The sequence below is a fragment of the Streptomyces yangpuensis genome (genome assembly GCF_024666385.1).
Classification (GTDB): domain Bacteria; phylum Actinomycetota; class Actinomycetes; order Streptomycetales; family Streptomycetaceae; genus Streptomyces; species Streptomyces yangpuensis.
Window position 1 is genome coordinate 259,434 of sequence record NZ_CP102514.1, and the last position, 18,829, is coordinate 278,262.

The window sequence follows — 18,829 nt, forward strand, 5'->3', positions numbered from 1 at the left end:
CGCATGAACCCCCATCTCGCGCCGGTCGCCGTACCCGACCCGGCCCTCCTGCCGCACGTACAACGGCTGTGCGACCTGACCGACCCGTACGCCCACGGACCCGCGGTGGACGAGCTGTTCGCCGCGGCCATGGCGGAGACCAACGCCTGGCACCGCGAACGCTCCCCGTTCTTCCGCTCCCTGTACGAGGCCACTCCCCCGGCGGAGCCGTACCGTACGCCGCTCGTCCACGCGAACTTCTTCAAGCGCCACGAGGTGCTCTCCATCCCGCGCGAGGACGTCGAACTGCACCTGACCTCGTCGGGCACCACCGGCCAGAAGTCGCAGATGTTCTTCGACCACTGGACCATCCGCTCCGCGCAGCGCATGGTCGCCCGGATCTTCGAACGCAATGGCTGGATCACCCCGGACCAGGAGGTCAACTACCTCCTCTACAGCTACGAGCCGGCCCCGTCCCTGAACCTGGGCACCGCCTTCACCGACAACTACCTCTGCGACTTCGCCCCCGCGCGCAGCGTCGAGTACGCGCTGCGCAACACGGGCGGCGACCACGAGTTCGACCCCTTCGGCTGCATCGCCGCGCTGCGCCGCTTCGAGCGGGAGGACGCCCCGGTCCGCATCCTCGGCTTCCCCGCCTTCCTCTTCTTCACGCTGGAGCGGATGCGGGCCCTGGGGATGGCGCCGCTGCGCCTGCCCGAGGGCTCGCTCGTCGTCCTCGGCGGCGGCTGGAAGGGGCACGCCGACCGGCGCATCGAGAAGGAGGAGCTGTACGCGCGCGTCACCGAGCAGCTCGGCATCCCGGGTGAGCGGATCCGGGACACCTTCGGGTCGGTGGAGCACTGCATCCCGTACATCGAGTGCGACCACCACCGGCTGCACGCCCCGGTCTGGTCCCGGGTGACGATCCGCTCCACCCGGACCCTGGAGCCCCTGCCGTACGGGGAACGCGGCTACCTGCACCTGGTGTCGCCGTACATCACCTCGGTGCCGGCGCAGAGCGTGGTCATGGGCGATCTCGCCTCCCTCCAGCCGGGCGAGGCCTGCGGGTGCGAGCTGGAGACGCCCTGGTTCACCGTGCACGGCCGTGCCGGGGTGAGCCGCAACAAGAGCTGCGCCGTGGCCGCGGCGGAACTGATGAAGGGAATGGCGTGACCATGAGCGTGCACCACCACCATTACTGGCAGGGCTCCTTCGTCGGCGACGAGGAGGCCGGGCGCCGCCTCGTCGAGCTGCCCGCGGCGGTCGAGGCCGCGCTGGCGACGGAGCTGGCGACCGAGACCGTCCTGGCTGCCTGCGACGCCCTGGCCGCCGCGCTGTGCGACCCGGCCCACCCCGTGCACGGCCGGCTCGCCGCGCACCTGCCGGAGGGCGAGGACCCGGCCGTCCTGGCCGAGCTCGGCGCCCTCCTCGGCCGGCGTGAACTGACCCGGAAGCTGCGCCGTGAACTGGGCGGCACGGCTCCGGGCCGGCTGAACCGGGCGGACCCGCGCGAGACGGTCTACGAGGCGTGGGCGCCCGTCGGCCTGGTCGCGCACATCGCCCCGGGCAACGCGGCGACCGTGGCACCGCTGAGCATCGTCGAGGGCCTGCTCGCCGGGAATGTCAACGTGCTGAAGACCAGCAGCGCCGACACCCTGTTCACCCAGCACCTGATGGCCGAGCTGGCGGCCCTTGACCCCAGTGGTGCGCTGGCCGCGCGGATCGTCGTCCTGCGGTTCCCGTCGTCCCGGCAGGAGTGGCTGCGCCTGATGTGCGCGCCCGCGGACGCCGTCGCCGTGTGGGGCGGGGAGGGCGCCGTGGAGGGCGTGGCGGCCCATGTGCCCGCCGGTTGCCGGCTGGTGGAGTGGGGGCACCGGATCTCCTTCGCCTACCTGACGCGTGACGTCTGGTCGGACGCGGTGACGCTCGGCGCCCTCGCGGACGACGTGTGCCTGCACGAGCAGCAGGCCTGCTCCAGCCCCCAGGTGGTCTACCTCGACACCGAGGACGAGGGCGAGGTGTTCGCCTTCGCCGAGCGCTTCGCCGCCGTGCTCGCGGCCCGGCCGCCGGCGGTGGGCGCCGCGCCGAAGGTCGGCGCCGCTTCGGCGGCGGGCGCCGCTTCGGCCCCCGCTCCGGACCCGGCTCCGGACCCGGCGGAGGCGGCCGAGCTGACCACCACCGAGCTGGTGGCCCGGCTGGAGGAACACCTCGGTCTGACCCGGGTGTTCGCCGCCCCCGACGGTTCGTGGCGGGTCATGGCCGACACCCGGTCCCCGCTCACCGCGTCGCCGCTGCACCGCAGCGTGTGGGTCAAGCCGCTGCCGCGGAAGCGGATGATCGCCACCCTGCGCCCGATGCGCCGCTACCTGCAGACCGCGGGCCTCGCGGGCAGCCGGACCGACATCGCCGATCTGTCGCGCACCGCCCTGGCCGCGGGTGTCACCCGGGTGACACCGGTCGGGTCCATGCTGGAGAGCTACGCGGGTGAGCCGCACGACGGTGTGTACGCCCTCCAGCGCTACAGCCGCCGTGTCGCGGTGCAGGCCGACCCGGCCGTCTTCGCCACCACCGCCTGCCTGGACGACCTGGCCCGGCCCGTCGTCCTGCCGCCGCCGGCGGGCCCGCTGCTGGGCAAGGAGGACATACAGGAGCCGGGCCGGCGGGTGGCGCGCGCGGACGCCGAGCTGTACTTCCGCAGCGGCGGCAGCACCGGGGCGCCCGCGCTGTCGATCTTCAGTTACGACGACTACGACACGCAGATGCACGCCGCCGCGCGCGGCCTGCTCGCGGCCGGCTACGACCCGGTCGGGGACCGCACCGCGAACCTCTTCTACTGCGGTGCCATGTACGGCAGCTTCATCAGCTTCTTCTCGGTGCTGGAACGCCTCGGCGGGGTGCAGCTGCCGCTGTCGGCCGGTCCCGACCACCCGGCGACGGCGCAGGCGCTCATCGACCACGGGGCCGACACCCTCTTCGGGATGCCGTCCTACCTGTGGCAGCTGCTGCACGCGGAGGCGGACGCCCTGCGTGCGTACGGCGGCCTGCGCAAGGTCTTCTACGGCGGCGAGCACTTCACCCCGGCGCAGCAGCGCACGCTGAAGGACACCTTCGGCATCGAGGTGATCCGCTCGATCACCTACGGCAGCACCGACCTCGGGCCGCTGGGCTACCAGTGCACCGAGAGCTCCGGCGGTGTCCACCACCTGCACGCCGACCTGCACACCATGGAGATCCTGGACCTGGCCGAGGACCGGCCGGTGACGCCGGGCGAGACCGGCAGGCTGGTCTTCACCACGCACGCCCGGCGCGGCCAGGACCTGGGCCGGTACGTGATCGGCGACCTGGGCCGGGAGATCCCGGGCCGCTGTCCGTGCGGCCGCCTCGCCCCCCGCTTCGAACTCCGGGGCCGCACGGGCGATGTGATGCGGGTGGCGACGTACTTCCTCAACCAGCGCCGCTTCCTGGACCTGGCCGGGGAAAGCGGGGGCCACCGGGGCGAGTTGCAGATCCGGCTCGACGTCACGGATGCGCGCGAGCGGCTGACCGTACGGGTGGAACGCGCCGGGGCGACGGACCCGGAGCGGCTGCGGGAGGTCTTCCTGGCCGGTTACCCGGAGCTCCGGGAGGCGGTGACGGAGCGGCTGCTCGACCTGGTGGTCGAAGCCGTCGACGGCGCGTCGCTGGACCGCAGTCCGACCAGCGGCAAACTGCTGGCCGTGGTGGACGCCCGCAGGTAGGCCCCGTACGGGCCCGGCGGCCCGGCGGCCCGGCGGGTGCTCGCCGGCCCGCCGGGCCGCGTGCTCGAGCCGCCGGGCCGGTCGTCGGCACTGGTCCGACCTGACGTCGTGGGCGGTGGTCGCCCTGGGGCTGCCCGGGCCTGATCCCGCGCGTGCGGGCACGGCCGTGGAGGAGGCCGCCGAGGCGGTGAGCCCGGCCGGCTGGAACTGGACAGGTCCGGGCCTGCCGGACGGCTTCCTCGACGGAGCCTTCGCCGCGCCGGCCCTGTGAGGCAGGCCCTTGACTCTCTCCCCGCACCGTGCGCAGACTCAGCACACTTATTGATCTTCGCCGGGGGGGTACGAAGACCGTGATCTTTTTTTATGCATGCCTGGGGCTTCCCATCGTCGCGCTGGTCGCGTACCTGCTCTGGAGCGACCGGGCCACCCGGACGAGGAACCTCGACGGACTGCAGGCGGAGGAACGGGCCCGGAAGGAGGCCCGCTTCGACAAGCTCTCCCCCGGGCGCAGGTTCTACACCCCGCCGAACGAACTCAACCGCCGCGGCTGACCCCGGCCGGCGGTCGCCCCGACCGTGACGCCGTTCAGCGCGTCGGGTAGTCCGTGTAGCCGCGGGCGTCGCCCCCGAAGAAGGTGGACGGGTCCGGGGTGTTGTACGGGCCTTCGGTGCGCAGGCGGTCCGGCAGGTCGGGGTTGGCGAGGAAGAGCGCGCCGAAGGCGACGAGGTCGGCGGTGCCGTCCTCGACCAGCGCGAGGGCGCGGTGGTCGGTGGGGCCTTCGGTGGCCGGGTTCAGCACGAGGAGTCCGGAGAACTGCTTGCGCAGGGCGAGGGTCGTCTCCCGTACCTCGGGGCCGTACTCCAGCACGTGCAGGTAGGCCAGCCCCAGCCCGTCGATCTCCTTGACCAGCGCCTCGTAGACGGGCTGCGCGTCGGGCTCGGAGATGTCGTTGTACGGGTTCCCGGGCGAGATGCGCAGGGCCGTGCGCTCGGCGCCGATCGCGGCGGCGACCGCCTTGACCACCTCGACCGCGAAGCGGATGCGGTTCTCGGCCGGTCCGCCCCACTCGTCGGTGCGCAGGTTCGAGCCGGGGGCCAGGAACTGGTGGATCAGGTAGCCGTTGGCCCCGTGCAGCTCCACGCCGTCGAAGCCCGCCTCGATGGCGTTCCGGGCGGCCTCGGCGTAGTCGGCGATGGTCGCCCGTACCTCGTCACCGGTCAGCTCGTGGGGGGTCGTGAAGTCCTTCATGCCCTCGCCCGTGAACAGCTGGCCGGCCGGCCTGACCGCCGACGGGGCCACCGGGACCAGCCCGTCGGGCAGCAGCGACGGGTGGCCGATACGGCCGGAGTGCATGAGCTGGGCGAAGATCCGCCCGCCGGCCGCGTGGACGGAGTCGGTGACCTCGCGCCAGGCCGCGACCTGCTCGGCGCTGTGGAGGCCGGGGGTGAAGGGGTAGCCCTGCCCGACCACGGACGGCTGGACGCCCTCGCTGATGATCAGGCCGGCCGAGGCGCGCTGGGTGTAGTACTCGGCGACGAGGGGGGTGGCGACACCGCCCTCACCGGCGCGGCTGCGGGTCATCGGGGCCAGGGCGATGCGGTTGGAGAGGGTGGTCCCCGCGGCCAGGCGAACGGGATCGAAAGCGCTGGTCATCTTTGCCTCCTAGATATTTGGTCGGCCAATCAATGGCTTCGAGAGGCAGCGTACCCCATTAGTTGGCCGACCAAGATAAAATCTGGGCAGCGGGTAAAATCGGCGGAGCGGACGACGGTCCGGGCGGGGCCCCGCCCACCGGATCCCGCCTCAGCCACCCAGGAGGAGCGCCCCCATGACCGCGGAAGCCGCCCAGGAACCGAGCACGCCCACGCCGCAGTGCGCGGCCGTGCCCGGGGCCGTACTGGACGGGCCGGTGAGCCACGCGATCAGCCGGGTGGCCCGGCTCCACCGGATCGCCGCGGGCCGCCTGCTGCGGGACCTCGGCCTGCATCCGGGCCAGGAGTTCCTGATGATGCACCTGTGGGACAGCGGGGCGGTGCGGCAGTCCGAGCTGATCAAGGCGGTCGGGCTCGATCCGTCCACGGTGACCAAGATGCTCCAGCGGCTCGAACAGTCCGGTCACGTACGGCGCCGCCCCGACCCGGCGGACCGGCGCGCCTCGCTGGTGGAGGCGACGGAGGCGAGCTGCGGGCTCCTCATGGCGGTCCGCGGGGCGTGGGGCGAGCTGGAGCGCCAGACCCTCGAAGGCCTGGACGCCGGCGAACGCGCCGAGCTGGCCCGCCTGCTGGCCAAGGTGGAGGGCTCCCTCTGTACGTCGGCGGCCCGAGCCGCCGAAGCCGACTGCGACTCCCCGCACCAGGGCCCACTCCACTGCTGACCGGCCACCCCGCCGCCCGCCCGGCCCTGACACCGAGACGACCTCCCCGAGCCGACCGACGCCGGCCCACAGGGTGCCCGGTCGACTGCGGCCCCGGATCTACGGATGGCTGCCGCCCGAGCGGCCCCTCGGCCGGAGCGGCCCGGCGGTCGGCTCCGGCCGGGGATGCCCGGCCGGCCGCCTCGCCTGGCATGCATGCGGCTCCAGCCTGGAGTGTCCCCGGCCGCCGCCGGCTCGGGATGTGCCTGACCGGCTCGCGCCCCGCCCGCCCCGGCGCGCCGACCATGGCCGCCTCCAGGGCCCGGCCGGAGCGGCCCGGCGGTCGGCTCCGGCCGGGGATGCCCGGCCGGCTCCGGCCTCGGCTGCATGGTTGGGTGCCGCCGGGACGGGCCCGTGCGGCTCCGGCCCGGGTTGCGCCAGCCGACTCCCGAGCCGGGAGGCAACGCCGGCTCGCAGTCGGGATGGGCCCGAACGGCTCATACCTCGCCCCGCCCCGCCAGGCGCCCACGGATTCCGCCCGGTCGGCCCAGCAGGTTCCTCCCGGGTGCCGCCCCGTCCGGCCCGTCCGCGCCCAGCGGATCCGGCCCGGTCGCCCGAGCAGGTCGCGCCCGGAATGAGTCCGGCCGGCTCCCGCCCGGCACGGCGTGTCCGCTGGGTTCCGGCCCGGCCTGCCCACCGGGCCGGCCCGGGGCCGGTCGGCGCGCCTGGCTGCGGTGCTCGCCTTAGCGTGGTTCCGTGCGCCACACCACCGCGGCCGCCGCCGTGACGGCCGCCCTGTGCGCGGCCGCACTGGCCTGCTCCACGCAGGCCGCCCCGTCGCGGGCGCCGGCCGGACCGCCCGACCCGCCGGTCCGGTTCACCTCGCGCGTCACGACCGTGCCGCAGGCGAAGCTGGGCGCCTCCCACCGAACGGGCTGCCCGGTCCCGCCAGACCGGCTCCGGCTCATCCGCATGAACCACTGGGGTTTCGACGGCCGCACCCACGTGGGTGAGATGGTCGTCCACGAGGACGCCGTCCGCCCCGTCCTGCACGTCTTCGAGCGGGCCTTCGAAGCCCGGTTCCCGATCCGCCGGATGCGCGTGATGGCCGAGTACCGCGACGACGCGGAGGCCATGGCCGACGACAACACATCGGCCTTCAACTGCCGTCCGGTCACCGGCGATCCCCGGCGACTGTCCCAGCACGCCTGGGGCGACGCGGTCGACATCAACCCCGTCGAGAATCCGTACGTCGACATCAACGCGGTCGTCCACCCGCCGAACGCGCGCGCCCACCTGCGGCGGTCCCCGGCCCGCCCGGGCCAGATCCACCCGGGCGACGCCGTCGCCGCGGCCTTCCGCGAGGTGGGCTGGCAGTGGGGCGGCCGCTGGACCAACCCGGACTACCAGCACTTCTCCGCCAACGGCGAGTGAGCACCATCTGCCGGCAACACGGCCCGGCGCGCCGCGGCCGCCCGCCGCGCGAGTGACACCGGCGTGTACACGACCGCTCCTCCTCCGACTCCGCCGCCCGCTCCCCCTACAGTCGCGATCCGAGTCCATTTCGTCCCGTCTGGGGGATCCGCGTTGCGCCGCCTCGCCGTTGCTCTCGCCTGCGTGACCGCCCTTTCCTGCGGATCCCTCGTGGGCCCGCAGGCCGTATCGGCCCACATCCCCGCGGCAGCGGCAGCGGGTGGACGGGGCACGAACATCCTGATCGTGGGCATCGACAGCCGCGCGGGGCTCTCCACCGCCGAGAAGAACCGGCTCCATGTGGGAGGGAAAGGCTGTAACTGCACCGACGTGATGATGCTCGTACACCTGTCCGAGGACGAGCACCGCGCGAGCGTCGTCTCCATCCCGCGCGACTCCTACGTCGCATACGCCGGCCCCGTCGTCCCGCCGCGCAGCGGCAAGATCAACGGCGCCTTTGCCCTCGGCGGCGGCCCGCTCACGGTAGCCACCGTCGAGAAGGCCACCGGACTCCACGTCGACCACTACCTGGAGACCGACTTCGCCGGCTTCGAGCGGACCGTCGACAACCTCGGCGGCGCAACGGTGTGCACGGACAGGCCGCTCAAGGACGAGAACTCCGGCCTGGACATCGCGGCCGGCCGCCACCACACCGACGGCAACAGGACCCTGCGCTACGTCCGGGCCCGGCACGTCAATCTCCGGCCCGGGGACCTGGGCCGCGTACGCCGCCAGCAGCGCGTGGTCAACGATCTGCTGGCCCGCCTCACCGTCGAGGGCGCCCTGACCAGCCCCGTGCGCACCGCACGGACCGTCCACACCCTCCTGAAGACCGTGCGCACCGACGCCGGGACGGGCCCGGGCGACCTGATCCGCACCGGCTGGGCGCTCGGCCGTCTGCGTGCGGACCGTACCGAGTTCGCCACCGTCCCCATCCGCCTCTTCGACCACCGTGTGCCGGGCGTGGGGTCCACACTCGTGTGGGACGAGGCCCGGTCCGCCGCACTGTGGGAAGCCCTCGGCGCCGACCGCCCGATCACCGGCGACACCCGGATCCAGCCCGTCGCGGAGACCCCTGCGCCGACCAACCCCGCGGCCATCGGGGTCCGGGTGGACGACGCCACCGTGGCCGCGGCGCTGCGCAGCAACGGCTTCGTCGTCACCGACACCTCCCTGTCCGCATCGCCCGTACGCCCGGCGGGTCCGCCGGTCATCCGCTACGCCCCGGGCCAGGAGGAGCACGCGGCGACCCTCGCCGCGGCCTTGCCGGGCTCCAGGCTGGAAGCCGTTCCCGGTCACGACGCCGTCTTCGACGTCGCCGTCGGCGCGGAACCGGTACGGGTCAAGACGGTCACCTACGACCGCAACATCGCCGACGGCGCCCCGGTGACCGGCGACAGCCTGCGCTGCGCCGAGCCGCCGGGACCGGTCCCGGCGGGCCGGTCGTGACCCGCGCCGCCAGATGGGTGCCGGCCCCGATGTGCGGCGCCGGCGCCCCGGGTGATGGTGGGGGTGGAGGAAGACTCCTGTTGCGGGAGGGACGTGGTGCCGGAGCCGGTGCGCCCCCGCCCCGGCCCGGCCCCAACGGCTCACGCAGGTCACGGTGTTGTCCGTACGTGATGCCCTCCGGCGGATGAGGGCGCGTCCGGGTAGGAGAGGAGCGGCGATGCCCCACCGCGACGAGACCCACCCCGTGCGGCCCGCGCTCCGGCGCTCTCCTCGGCGCTGCGGACGCAGCCCGGGCAAGGACCGGTCCGGCCGGCCGGGGGCCGTTCTGGCGCTGGCCCTGGCCGCCGCCCTCGGCGCGGCCGTCGCCGGCGCCCTCCTGCCCCACGGCCTGCTCCTCGCGGCCGGCCTGATCGCGGCCGCGGTGGCGGTCATCCGCTCCGGCACGGCGGGCCGGGACGGTGAGCGGCTGCCGTGAGGCGGGAGTCCGCGGCACCGACGCGCCTGCGCGGCCCCTTCGGGGGCCGCGCGGCACGGTCCGGCGCGGACGGTTTGACGGCCTGACGGCCTGACGGCCTGACGGCCTAACGCTTCCGGGAGGCCGGTTCCGGCAGGGCCGCGGTGGTTTCCGCGGCCGGGTCGGCGGAGCCGCCGCCCGTCTGCCGGCGCTCGGTGAACCAGGCCGCGAGGGGCTGGGTGTAGCGGGCGGTGAGCGGTCCGATCACCACAAGGATCAGAACGTACGCGGTGGCGAGCGGGCCCAGCTCCGGTTCGATGCCGGCGGTGACGGCGAGGCCGGCGATGACGATGGAGAACTCGCCGCGGGCCACGAGCGTGCCGCCCGCCCGCCAGCGCCCCTTGACCCCGATGCCGGCCCGCTTGGCCGCCCAGTAACCGGTGGCGATCTTCGTACCCGCCGTGACCACGGCGAGCGCGAGGGCGGGCAGCAACACCGGCGGGATGGTCGCGGGGTCGGTGTGCAGGCCGAAGAAGACGAAGAACACGGCGGCGAACAGGTCCCGCAGCGGGCTCAGCAGCGTGTGCGTGCCCTCGGCGACCTCGCCCGACAGGGCGATGCCGACCAGGAACGCGCCGACGGCGGCGGAGACCTGGAGCTGCTGGGCGATGCCCGCGACGAGGAGGGTCAGGCCGAGGACGACGAGGAGGAGCTTCTCCGGGTCGTCGCTGGAGACGAAGCGGGAGATGACCCGGCCGTAGCGGACGGCGACGAACAGCACAGCGCCCGCGACGCCCAGGGCGATGGCCAGCGTAAGGCTGCCGGCCGCCAGGCTCACGCCGGCGAGCAGTGCGGTGATGATCGGCAGGTAAACGGCCATGGCCAGGTCCTCGAGGACCAGGATGGACAGGATGACCGGGGTCTCGCGGTTGCCGAGCCGGCCCAGGTCGCCCATGACCTTGGCGATGACACCGGAGGACGAGATCCAGGTGACGCCTGCGAGAACGACGGCGGCGACCGGCCCCCAGCCCAGCAGCAGGGCTGCGGCGGCGCCGGGCAGGGCGTTGAGGGTGAAGTCGACGATCCCGGCGGGGTACTGGGTCTTGAGGTTGGAGACGAGATCGCTGGCGGTGTACTCCAGACCCAGCATCAGCAGGAGCAGGATGACGCCGATCTCGGCGCCGATCGCGACGAACTCCTCGCTCGCGCCCAGCGGGAGGAGGCCGCCCGTGCCGAAGGCCAGCCCCGCGAGCAGGTACAGGGGTATCGGCGAGAACTTCAGGCGGCCCGCGACCCGGCCCAGAAGGCCCAGTCCGAGGAGGATCGCTCCGAACTCGATGAGGAAGACGGCAGAGTGCACGCGATCACTCCCTGTCGAGGATCGTCGCGGCGGCGTCGACGCCCTCGCGGGTGCCGATCAGGATGAGGGTGTCGCCGCCTGCGAGGCGGAAGTCCGGGGCCGGGGAGGGGCGGGCCTCGGCCCGCCGCAGCACCGCCACGACCGAGACGCCGGTCTCGGTGCGCATCCTGGTCTCGCCCAGCACGCGGCCGTTCCAGTGCGAGTGCGCGGAGAGCTCGACGCGCTCGGCGACCAGGCCCAGGTCGGTGGTGTGCAGGAGGTTCGGGCTGTGGTGCGCCGGCATCAGCGCGTCGATCAGCGAAGCCGTCTCGGCTCCCGTCAGATGCAGCGACTCGGCGCAGGCATCCGGGTCGTCGGCCCGGTACAGGCTGACGGTGCGGGTGCCGTCCCGGTGCGCGATGACCGACAGGTTGCGGTGTTCGCGGGTGGTGAGGTCGTACTGGACGCCGATGCCGGGCAGTGGCGTCGTACGCATCCGTGGAGCAGGCACAGCCCATCCCCCTCGTGTTGTGAGCCTTGTGACAGTGGTGCGGCACGCGACGGATCCGGGAAGTCCTGACGGGTAACCCTGGTGTTCCTGGTGACCCGGACCGTCCAAGCATGCGGAATCCGCGCGGCCGGGTTCATGCTGCCATGTTTCGCATGGCCGGAATATGGGTGTCGGCACGGATGGACAGCGGCCCGGCCCGCTGGCGAGGATCGAGCTGGGGAAGTGGGTTCCACCGCAGGTCAGGGCATGCAGAGGCAGCCCGGGTCGGGGACCATGGACGGGATGGGACGGGGATGGGAGGCAGCAGGCCGGAAAGGGGCGTGGCCATGTCGTTGTACTGGCGGATCTTCCTGCTGAACGCCGCCGTGCTCGTCGTCGCAGTCCTGCTGCTGTTCGGTCCGGTCACCGTGTCGACCCCGGTGCTGTTCGGCGAGGCGATCGTGCTGGTCGCCGGGCTCGTCGCGATGCTCATCGCGAACGCGGTGCTGCTGCGGATCGGGCTGGCCCCGCTCGGACGGCTGAGCCGGGCGATGGCGACGGTCGACCTCCTCAAGCCGGGCGCCAGGCCGCAGGTCACCGGACAAGGGGAGATCGCCGAGCTGACCGGGACGTTCAACACGATGCTGGACCGGCTCGAAGCGGAACGGGCCATCAGCACCGGACGGGTCCTGTCCGCGCTCGAGGACGAACGCCAGCGCATCGCGCAGGAACTCCACGACGAGGTCGGGCAGACCCTGACGGCGGTGCTCCTCCAGATCAAACACGCCGCCGACCGGATCCCCGAGCCGGTGCGCGCCGATCTCCACCAGGCGCAGGAGACCACCCGGGCCAGCCTGGACGAGATCCGGCGCATCGCGCGCCGGCTGCGCCCGGGAGTCCTGGAGGAACTGGGTCTGCACAGTGCCCTGCGCTCACTGGCCGCCGAGTTCACCACGCCCCGGCTGAGCGTCAGTGCCGTCATCACTCCGGGGCTGCCGGCCCTGGACGCGGCCACGGAGCTCGTGCTGTACCGCGTCGCGCAGGAGGGGCTGACCAACGCCGCCCGCCACTCGGGCGCCACCCGTGTGGAGGTCCACCTGCGGCCGGTGCCGGGCGGCGGCACGGCGCTGCTGGTGCGCGACAACGGTCGCGGGCTCGGCGGCGCGCCGGAGGGAGCGGGGATCCGGGGGATGCGCGAACGCGTCCTGCTGATCGGTGCCGAGCTCTTCGTCGGGGCCGGGCCGAGCGGCGGCACCGATGTGCGCCTGAACGTCACTGCACTCCGACACGGGGGATCCAGCTCATGACCGCACCGGCTCGCATCCTGCTCGCCGACGACCACGCCCTCGTCCGTAGCGGCGTACGGCTCATCCTCGACGCGGAGCCGGACCTGGCCGTCGTCGCCGAGGCCGACGACGGTGCGGACGCCGTACTGCGTGCCCGCGAGGACCCCGGCCTGGACCTGGCCATCCTGGACATCGCGATGCCCCGCCAGACGGGGCTGCAGGCCGCCCGCGAGCTGTCCCGGCTGCGGCCGGGGCTGCGGATCCTGATGCTGACCATGTACGACAACGAGCAGTACTTCTTCGAGGCCCTCAGGGCCGGCGCCAGCGGCTACGTCCCGAAGTCCGTCGCCGACCGCGATCTCGTCGAGGCGTGCCGTGCGGCGTTGCGCGACGAGCCGTTCATCTACCCCGGCGCCGAGACCACCCTGATCCGTACCTATCTCGACCGCGCCCGCACCGGTGAGAACCTCCCGGCGCGGCCCATCACCGAACGCGAGGAGGAGATCCTCAAGCTGGTCGCCGAGGGGCACACCTCGAAGGAGATCGGCGACCTCCTCGTGATCAGCGCCAAGACGGTGGAACGCCACCGCGCCAACCTGCTGCAGAAGCTCGGCCTGCGCGACCGGCTGGAACTGACCCGCTACGCCATACGCGTCGGGCTGATCGAACCCTGACCGGCCCTGCCGCGGGGCTCATACGACGGAGGCCCGGTACGGATCCGTGGGCACGATCCCCGCTTCGTCGAACAGCCGCTCCAGCGCCTCGTGCCCGTGGCTCCGGCGGAACTCGATCTCGGCGCTCGTCACCGGCAGGGTCCAGAGCACCCGGGCGTGGCCCCCCGGTGGCCGCCGCAGTGGCCTGCTTCCGGGCCGTGGGTCGTCCTGGCCTCTGGGCCTCCGGCCTCCGGGAGGGCCCCTGACGTGGGGGCAGGGCGGGCTCGGGGGGGGCGGGTCGACCTGGACCGGAGCGTCCAGCACTACCTGCCCGGACTGCTGCCCGAGGAACGGTTCAAGGAGCCCGTCACCGTACGGCAGTTGCTCAACCACAGCAGTGGCCTCCCCCACGACCTGGAGGGCGCCCCCGGTACCTCCCTGGACGACGAGATCGAGCGCCGCCACGCCTACATCACCTTCGACGACGTGATCCGGCAGACGCTGCGCCCCGAGGGCAGGCCGGCTCCCGGTCCGCGGTTCACCCCCGGCACACGCCAGGAGTACAACTCCTTCGGCTATCGCGTCGCGGGCAAGCTCATCGAGGAGATCACCGGGAATTCCTACCAGGACGAGGTGACCACCCGCATCCTGAAGCCGCTGCGGATGTGGGAGACCAAACCCGTCATGCCGGGCCGCAGCAAGCCAGTACCCCGGCCGTACCTGCCCGGCTACCTGCCCCAGGGCGACGGCACTCCCGTCGACGTCAACGTACAGGGCGGGCTGCCCAGCAGCATGACGTCCACCACCCGCGACCTGGACCGCTTCGTCTCCGGCCTGTTCGACGGCCGCCTGCTGCGCCCCGCACAGGCCGCGGAACTGTTCACCGTGCCGACGGGTGCCGACGGCAAGCCGCTGCCGTACGCCAACGACTCCAACTGCAACACCGGCCCCGGCAAGGGCACCGCCTGCTACAGCGTCGGCCTCATGTCCGTGCCGCTGCCCGACGGCACGGTCCTGTGGGGCAAGACGGGCTCCGATCCGGGCTACCGCAGCGGCGTCTTCGCCTCTCGTGACCTCACCCGGCGCGCGGTCTACTCGACGGGAACTTCCGCCCTTCCCGCGGACGGCGCCCCGCCGGTCTCCCTGCGCCTGGCCATGGCCGCCTTCGGCAACTGACGGGCCCGGCCTGCCGCCCCCTCAACTCACCTCGCCGCGCACGCCGTCGTACCTCACAGCGCAGCAGCCCGCCATGCGACAGCGGCCCCAAGAGCACCACAACAGCACGAACGCTTCCCCATTCTCATAAGAAAGTACCTGTCGACTGGTTTTCTTTCAGGTCACCCGATTACATTGACGACACACCGCAGAGGACACCGCACCGCACCAGCAGCGACCGGGGAAGGACACGACCACGTGGCGAGGGCCAGACAGGAACGGGCCGAGATCACCCGTCAGTCCATCCTCAACGGTGCCGCCATCGCGTTCGACGACTGCGGGTTCGAGGGCACCAGCCTCAGTGACGTCGTCAGGCACGCCGGAGTCACCAAGGGAGCCCTCTACTTCCACTTCCCGTCCAAGCAGGCGCTCGCCCGCACGCTGATGGAGGAGCAGTTCCAGGTCTCGGACCACCTTCCGGCGGTCGAGAACCCGGGGCTGCAGACGGTCATCGACCTGACGCACCAGATGGCACACGGGCTGTGTACCAATGTCCGTATTCGCGCCGGCATCCGCCTGGTCATCGAGTTCGGCTCCTTCACCCACCCCGACCCGACCCCCTACGACGCATGGATCGACACCTGCCGTGCCTGCCTGATCCCGGCTCAGCAGGCCGGCGATCTCCACCCGGCGCTGGACGTCAGCGCCCTCTCGGCGCTCCTCGTCGGAGCGTTCACGGGAATCCAGGTCACTTCGCACGTCCGCACGCGCCGTCAGGATCTCCACACCCGCGTCGCGGACCTGTGGAGTTTCCTCCTCCCCAGCATCGTCCCCGCGGACCGGATGGACCGGTTCCGCCCCATGGGCACACCGCAGTCGTACGGCTCCCCCACCGACTGACCGCACCGCGCACAGCACAGCACAGCCCTGTACTGGTCAGCACCGCACCGCACCAGGGCGGCCTCGCACACGCCGTGGCGAACCACGGGGGTGCTCGCCACGGCGTGAGCGAGACCGCCTTGCCCACCCTCTCGAACAGGGGTTCACGGGACAATCCTGTCAGGCCCCTACGGGCGTTTCGGCGTGCGCGACCGGACCGCCATCGGCAACCGTGGACCGCCGCAGGCACCACCGAACCCGTCGACGTCCCCGAGGAGACACCCCGTGAACTGGACCATCGAAGTCGTCCCCGTCCCCGTCACCGACATGGACCGTGCGAAGGAGTTCTACGCCGAGAAGATCGGATTCACCGTCGACCTCGACGACGAGGTCGCCCCCGGGGTGCGCGTCATCCAGCTGACACCGCCCGGCTCCCGGTGCTCCATCGCCCTGCTCCAGGGCATGCCCACACCGCCCGACACGAAGGTGATGGCACCGGGCACCCTGCACGGACTGCAGATCTGCGTCACCGACATCGACGCCGCCCACGCGACCCTGACCGGGCGCGGGGTGGCCGTCTCCCCCGTCCGCCACGTCGGCGAGACGGGCTGGGAGGACGGCAAGGGCGGCACCTGGAACTCCTTCCTGTCCTTCAACGACCCGGACGGCAACAGCTGGGTGGTCCAGGAGGCCCCCTCCGACCTGAGCGAGCGCTGACGTCGACAAGGGGCCGATGAGCCAGAAGGAGATCGATGCGCTGCGGCGGGCCGGGCACGACACCGGTCATTTCCGAGTTCGCCGAACGGTCGAGGCCCTGGAGGCACTGGCACGTACGGGGCAAGGGCCGGCGGCACGGGCCGCGTCGCGCATACTCCGTACGCCCGCCCCGCTCCCCGGCCCCTGCTGCACGCGCCCCGGCCGTCCTCAGGCCCCGACCGTCCTCAGGCCCCGCCGACCGACCACCCGCGTCTCAGTCGGGGGTCGAGTCGGCGGCTGCCGCGGTGAGCAGGGCGGGGAGAGTGCCGGGGAAGGCCGGGAGGAGACGGGCTGCTCGGGTCCAGGCCTCCTGGGACGTGCCGAGGTGGGACCGGGTGAGGGCGCGGGCCTCGCGCAGCAGCGGGCCCCATGAGGCGGCCTCCGCGGTGGGCCAGTGACTGTGGACCCCGGCGAGGAGGGACACGGCCTCGGCGGCCGGTCCGCAGTGCCGGAAGATGTCGTCCGGGGTGAGGCGGCCCGCCTCGATCGCCGCTACCAGCCACGGCGCGTCGTCGAGGCGGCGTACCGGCCCGGCGCCGAGCGCCGCCAGCAGCAGCGGCCTCGGGCAGTCGGGCTGTTGGGCGAGGGCCCGCAGCAGCTGCACGGGCAGTGGATCGGCAGCGTGTGCCTCCAGGAGTTGCGGCCAGGGCAGGGCGGTGCCCTCCTCCGCGAGGTGGCGTACCCGCTCGGCGACGGGGCCGGCGGCGGTGCGGCGCAGCAGTGCGACCACGCGTACGGGGTCCTCCTCGGCGGCCAGCCGGTCGCGGAGGAGGGCGAGCCCGTCGGGCGCGGCCAGGGCCTTTGCCACGCTCTTGTGGGTGGCGGCGGGCAGCGGGTGGCGGGCTCCGCCCGTGCGGCCGGGGAACTCCCCCTCCGCCATCAGCGAGCCGACCGCTTCCGGGCCGTGCCGCTCCCAGAGCCGGATCAGCACGCGCAGACGGCCGGCTTCCGTGTGGGTCCTGATCCGGCCCAGTACCACCCTGAGCACGCGGGGGTCGCCGGAGAGCAGGCCGGCGCTCACCCAGGTGCGGTGGTGTCGCAGGTCGATCCAGCCGAGTGCGCCGAGGAGCCCGTCCGTGACCGGCACGGAGCCGCCGTCCCGGCCCCGGCCGGCGAGGATCCGCTCGCGCTCCTCCCGGGCTATCGCCCCGTAGAGGTAGAGCTTCTCGTTCACCTCGGGGTCGTCGAGGTCCAGGAGTTCCTCGACGATCTCGCCGGGCAGGTCCCAGCGGGAGGCGTGGGCCACCTGTGCGGCCCTGCCGTGGACGGCGGTGATCCGCTCGCGCAGGCGCGGGGAGGGCGTGCCGAAGACGAGCAGGTGCTGAACCGCCCGGAGGTCGAGGTGGGGCACCAGGGCCTCCTGGACATCCTCCTCCGCATACGCGAACAGCCGCTGGAAGAGGGCACGCGCCCCCTCGGGCTCCCGGCAGGGGAAGGCCGGGCCGGTGGCCCGCGGCCATGACGGGGCGGGGCCGCGGCGCCCGGTGGCGTCCGCACGGGCCGCTGCGACGAGCTCCGTGGCCGTCCCCTCGAACCGGTTGATCCGCCGGTAGAGGGCGAGCCAGGCGGCCGGGGCGTCCCCCAGTGGAGCCGTGAGCTCCCGCACCGCCTTGCCCACGAGCTCGTCGCCCTGCGGCAGACAGCCGATGACATCGCCGGCAGGGGCCACCTCGGTGAACAACCGTTCCGCCGACAGCCAGCCCTCACGCAGGCCGCGCTCCAGGGCACGAGGTACGTACGACCGCGCGGGCTCGGCCGCGGGCCCGGTCAGCGCGGACAGCGGCAGCGGACCCGTCCCCTGGACGAGCGCCGTACGGGGATCCCTCCGCAGGCCCTCGACGGCCAGGTCCGGCGGACAGCCGGGCCACCGGTTCAGGTGCGTGAGGTCGCCGGCGGTGAAGGGGTGCCTGGTGTGCTCGGAGCGAACGCGTTCCCAGTCCGGCGGCACATCGGCGGTCATCTCCCCTCCCCCGTGCAGGCGGACGGCGTGGAGAAGCCAGTCCGTGGGCGAGGGATCCCCGGCAAGGAGCGAAGCCACGGAACCGCCACCGGCCCCGGACTCAGCGTCGACGGCGCGGCGCAGGAGGGCGGCGAGTCCGGGGTGACCGAGCCCGCCCTCCTCGTCGACGAGCTCGGCGAGCGCCGTCAGCCGCTCCGGGCCGCCGTGCGCGTGGAGCGTCCGAGCCGCCCAAAGCAGGATCGGAAGCGGCAGGTCACGGCCGCAGTGGCGCAGGGCGTGCAGCGCCAGGTCGGGGAACGGGGCGCGGATCGCCGCGGCGAGTTCCGTGGGGTGGGTCTCGCCGAGGAGCATGGCGACCAGTCCGCCCGGCGCCCGCCAGGCCGGGTCCGCCGGATCGGCCGCGGCCAGTACGGCGGCCCGTATCTCGTCGCGGCAGCCGGTACGGGACCAGCGCTCGGCCGCGTACAGGGCGCGGCCGACATCGGGGACGCCCAGCCGTGCCAGTCGCAGGCGCTGCCGGGGCGTGCAGAGGCCGGCATTGCGCGCCAGCGCCACCTGCAACTCGCGGTCGCCGGAGGCGATCACCGCCTCCACCAGCCGCCGCGGCCGACGGCAACCGCAGACCAGGAGCTCGCGCGTCTCGGCACGCAGGCTCCGGGCCAGGCCCACGGCCGTCGACCGGTCCGCCAGGCGGTACGCGGCTGCCACCGCGGCCGACTCGTTGATCCCCACCCGTTGACTCCTCACGTCGTGTCAGAAAACCGACGTTATAGGGAGGGTCTGACAGTGATACTCGTAGCGGGTTCCGGTGGTCGTGGCTCAGGGTCTGACTGACGTCCTGCTGGACCCTGCGACTGTTCTGTCCG

18 protein-coding genes are annotated in these 18,829 nt (G+C 73.2%); 13 read left to right on the top strand and 5 right to left on the bottom strand.

Going from position 1 to position 18,829, the window contains the following annotated elements; all coding sequences use genetic code 11:
- The first annotated feature begins 3 nt into the window (after positions 1-3).
- The 4 genes from NRK68_RS01315 (at position 4) to NRK68_RS01330 (ending at position 4,267) form a co-directional block, all read left to right on the top strand.
- Positions 4-1,152, top strand: a complete 1,149-nt coding sequence (locus tag NRK68_RS01315; RefSeq protein ID WP_183066270.1) for a LuxE/PaaK family acyltransferase — start codon at positions 4-6, stop codon at positions 1,150-1,152.
- A 2-nt stretch (positions 1,153-1,154) separates the two neighbouring features.
- Positions 1,155-3,716: an acyl-CoA reductase gene (locus tag NRK68_RS01320; protein WP_257857734.1), complete on the top strand. Its 2,562-nt coding sequence runs from the start codon at positions 1,155-1,157 to the stop codon at positions 3,714-3,716.
- A gap of 115 nt (positions 3,717-3,831) precedes the next feature.
- The gene (locus NRK68_RS01325) at positions 3,832-3,987 is read left to right on the top strand and encodes a hypothetical protein (RefSeq protein ID WP_183066102.1); all 156 of its coding nucleotides are present in this window, start codon (positions 3,832-3,834) and stop codon (positions 3,985-3,987) included.
- Positions 3,988-4,066: 79 nt separating this feature from the next.
- On the top strand, positions 4,067-4,267 hold the full coding sequence (locus NRK68_RS01330; protein ID WP_257854502.1) for a hypothetical protein: 201 nt from the start codon (positions 4,067-4,069) through the stop codon (positions 4,265-4,267).
- Positions 4,268-4,301: 34 nt separating this feature from the next.
- Here NRK68_RS01330 and NRK68_RS01335 read toward each other — a convergent pair whose 3' ends face one another.
- Positions 4,302-5,369, bottom strand: coding sequence for an alkene reductase (locus tag NRK68_RS01335; protein ID WP_183066100.1), 1,068 nt, complete (start codon positions 5,367-5,369; stop codon positions 4,302-4,304).
- 175 nt (positions 5,370-5,544) lie between these two features.
- Between NRK68_RS01335 and NRK68_RS01340 the strand changes: the two genes are divergently transcribed.
- The 4 genes from NRK68_RS01340 to NRK68_RS01355 all read left to right on the top strand — a co-directional run bounded on the left by NRK68_RS01340 (position 5,545) and on the right by NRK68_RS01355 (position 9,466).
- Positions 5,545-6,090, top strand: coding sequence for a MarR family winged helix-turn-helix transcriptional regulator (locus NRK68_RS01340; RefSeq protein WP_183066099.1), 546 nt, complete (start codon positions 5,545-5,547; stop codon positions 6,088-6,090).
- Between the two features lie 735 nt (positions 6,091-6,825).
- A complete protein-coding gene (locus NRK68_RS01345; protein WP_257854503.1) occupies positions 6,826-7,503 on the top strand; it encodes a M15 family metallopeptidase in 678 nt (225 codons plus the stop codon).
- A 285-nt stretch (positions 7,504-7,788) separates the two neighbouring features.
- Entirely contained in the window at positions 7,789-8,991 is a 1,203-nt protein-coding gene (locus NRK68_RS01350) for an LCP family protein (protein WP_257854504.1), read from the top strand.
- Between the two features lie 217 nt (positions 8,992-9,208).
- On the top strand, positions 9,209-9,466 hold the full coding sequence (locus NRK68_RS01355; RefSeq protein ID WP_183066098.1) for a hypothetical protein: 258 nt from the start codon (positions 9,209-9,211) through the stop codon (positions 9,464-9,466).
- Between the two features lie 106 nt (positions 9,467-9,572).
- On the opposite strand, the gene NRK68_RS01360 is transcribed toward NRK68_RS01355, so the two are convergent.
- Together NRK68_RS01360 and NRK68_RS01365 are read right to left on the bottom strand one after the other, a co-directional pair.
- Positions 9,573-10,805 (bottom strand): cation:proton antiporter, encoded by a 1,233-nt coding sequence (locus NRK68_RS01360; protein ID WP_183066097.1) that lies wholly within the window; start codon positions 10,803-10,805, stop codon positions 9,573-9,575.
- Between the two features lie 4 nt (positions 10,806-10,809).
- Positions 10,810-11,295 (bottom strand): cation:proton antiporter regulatory subunit, encoded by a 486-nt coding sequence (locus NRK68_RS01365; RefSeq protein WP_470136773.1) that lies wholly within the window; start codon positions 11,293-11,295, stop codon positions 10,810-10,812.
- Positions 11,296-11,621: 326 nt separating this feature from the next.
- On the opposite strand from NRK68_RS01365, the gene NRK68_RS01370 reads away from it, so the two are divergent.
- Entirely contained in the window at positions 11,622-12,581 is a 960-nt protein-coding gene (locus NRK68_RS01370; RefSeq protein WP_183066096.1) for a HAMP domain-containing sensor histidine kinase, read from the top strand.
- Positions 12,578-13,234: a response regulator gene (locus NRK68_RS01375; protein ID WP_183066095.1), complete on the top strand. Its 657-nt coding sequence runs from the start codon at positions 12,578-12,580 to the stop codon at positions 13,232-13,234. Before NRK68_RS01370 ends, NRK68_RS01375 begins: the two co-directional genes overlap by 4 nt.
- 18 nt (positions 13,235-13,252) lie before the next feature.
- Here NRK68_RS01375 and NRK68_RS36695 read toward each other — a convergent pair whose 3' ends face one another.
- Positions 13,253-13,384: a suppressor of fused domain protein gene (locus NRK68_RS36695; RefSeq protein ID WP_308296009.1), complete on the bottom strand. Its 132-nt coding sequence runs from the start codon at positions 13,382-13,384 to the stop codon at positions 13,253-13,255.
- A 96-nt stretch (positions 13,385-13,480) separates the two neighbouring features.
- On the opposite strand from NRK68_RS36695, the gene NRK68_RS01385 reads away from it, so the two are divergent.
- From NRK68_RS01385 to NRK68_RS01395, 3 genes are all read left to right on the top strand, one after another.
- Positions 13,481-14,389 (top strand): serine hydrolase domain-containing protein, encoded by a 909-nt coding sequence (locus NRK68_RS01385; RefSeq protein WP_257854507.1) that lies wholly within the window; start codon positions 13,481-13,483, stop codon positions 14,387-14,389.
- Between the two features lie 237 nt (positions 14,390-14,626).
- Positions 14,627-15,268, top strand: a complete 642-nt coding sequence (locus tag NRK68_RS01390) for a ScbR family autoregulator-binding transcription factor (protein WP_257854508.1) — start codon at positions 14,627-14,629, stop codon at positions 15,266-15,268.
- 264 nt (positions 15,269-15,532) lie between these two features.
- A complete protein-coding gene (locus NRK68_RS01395) occupies positions 15,533-15,964 on the top strand; it encodes a VOC family protein (protein WP_183066093.1) in 432 nt (143 codons plus the stop codon).
- Positions 15,965-16,217: 253 nt separating this feature from the next.
- On the opposite strand, the gene NRK68_RS01400 is transcribed toward NRK68_RS01395, so the two are convergent.
- A complete protein-coding gene (locus NRK68_RS01400) occupies positions 16,218-18,695 on the bottom strand; it encodes a hypothetical protein (RefSeq protein ID WP_257854510.1) in 2,478 nt (825 codons plus the stop codon).
- Between the last annotated feature and the right edge of the window lie 134 nt (positions 18,696-18,829).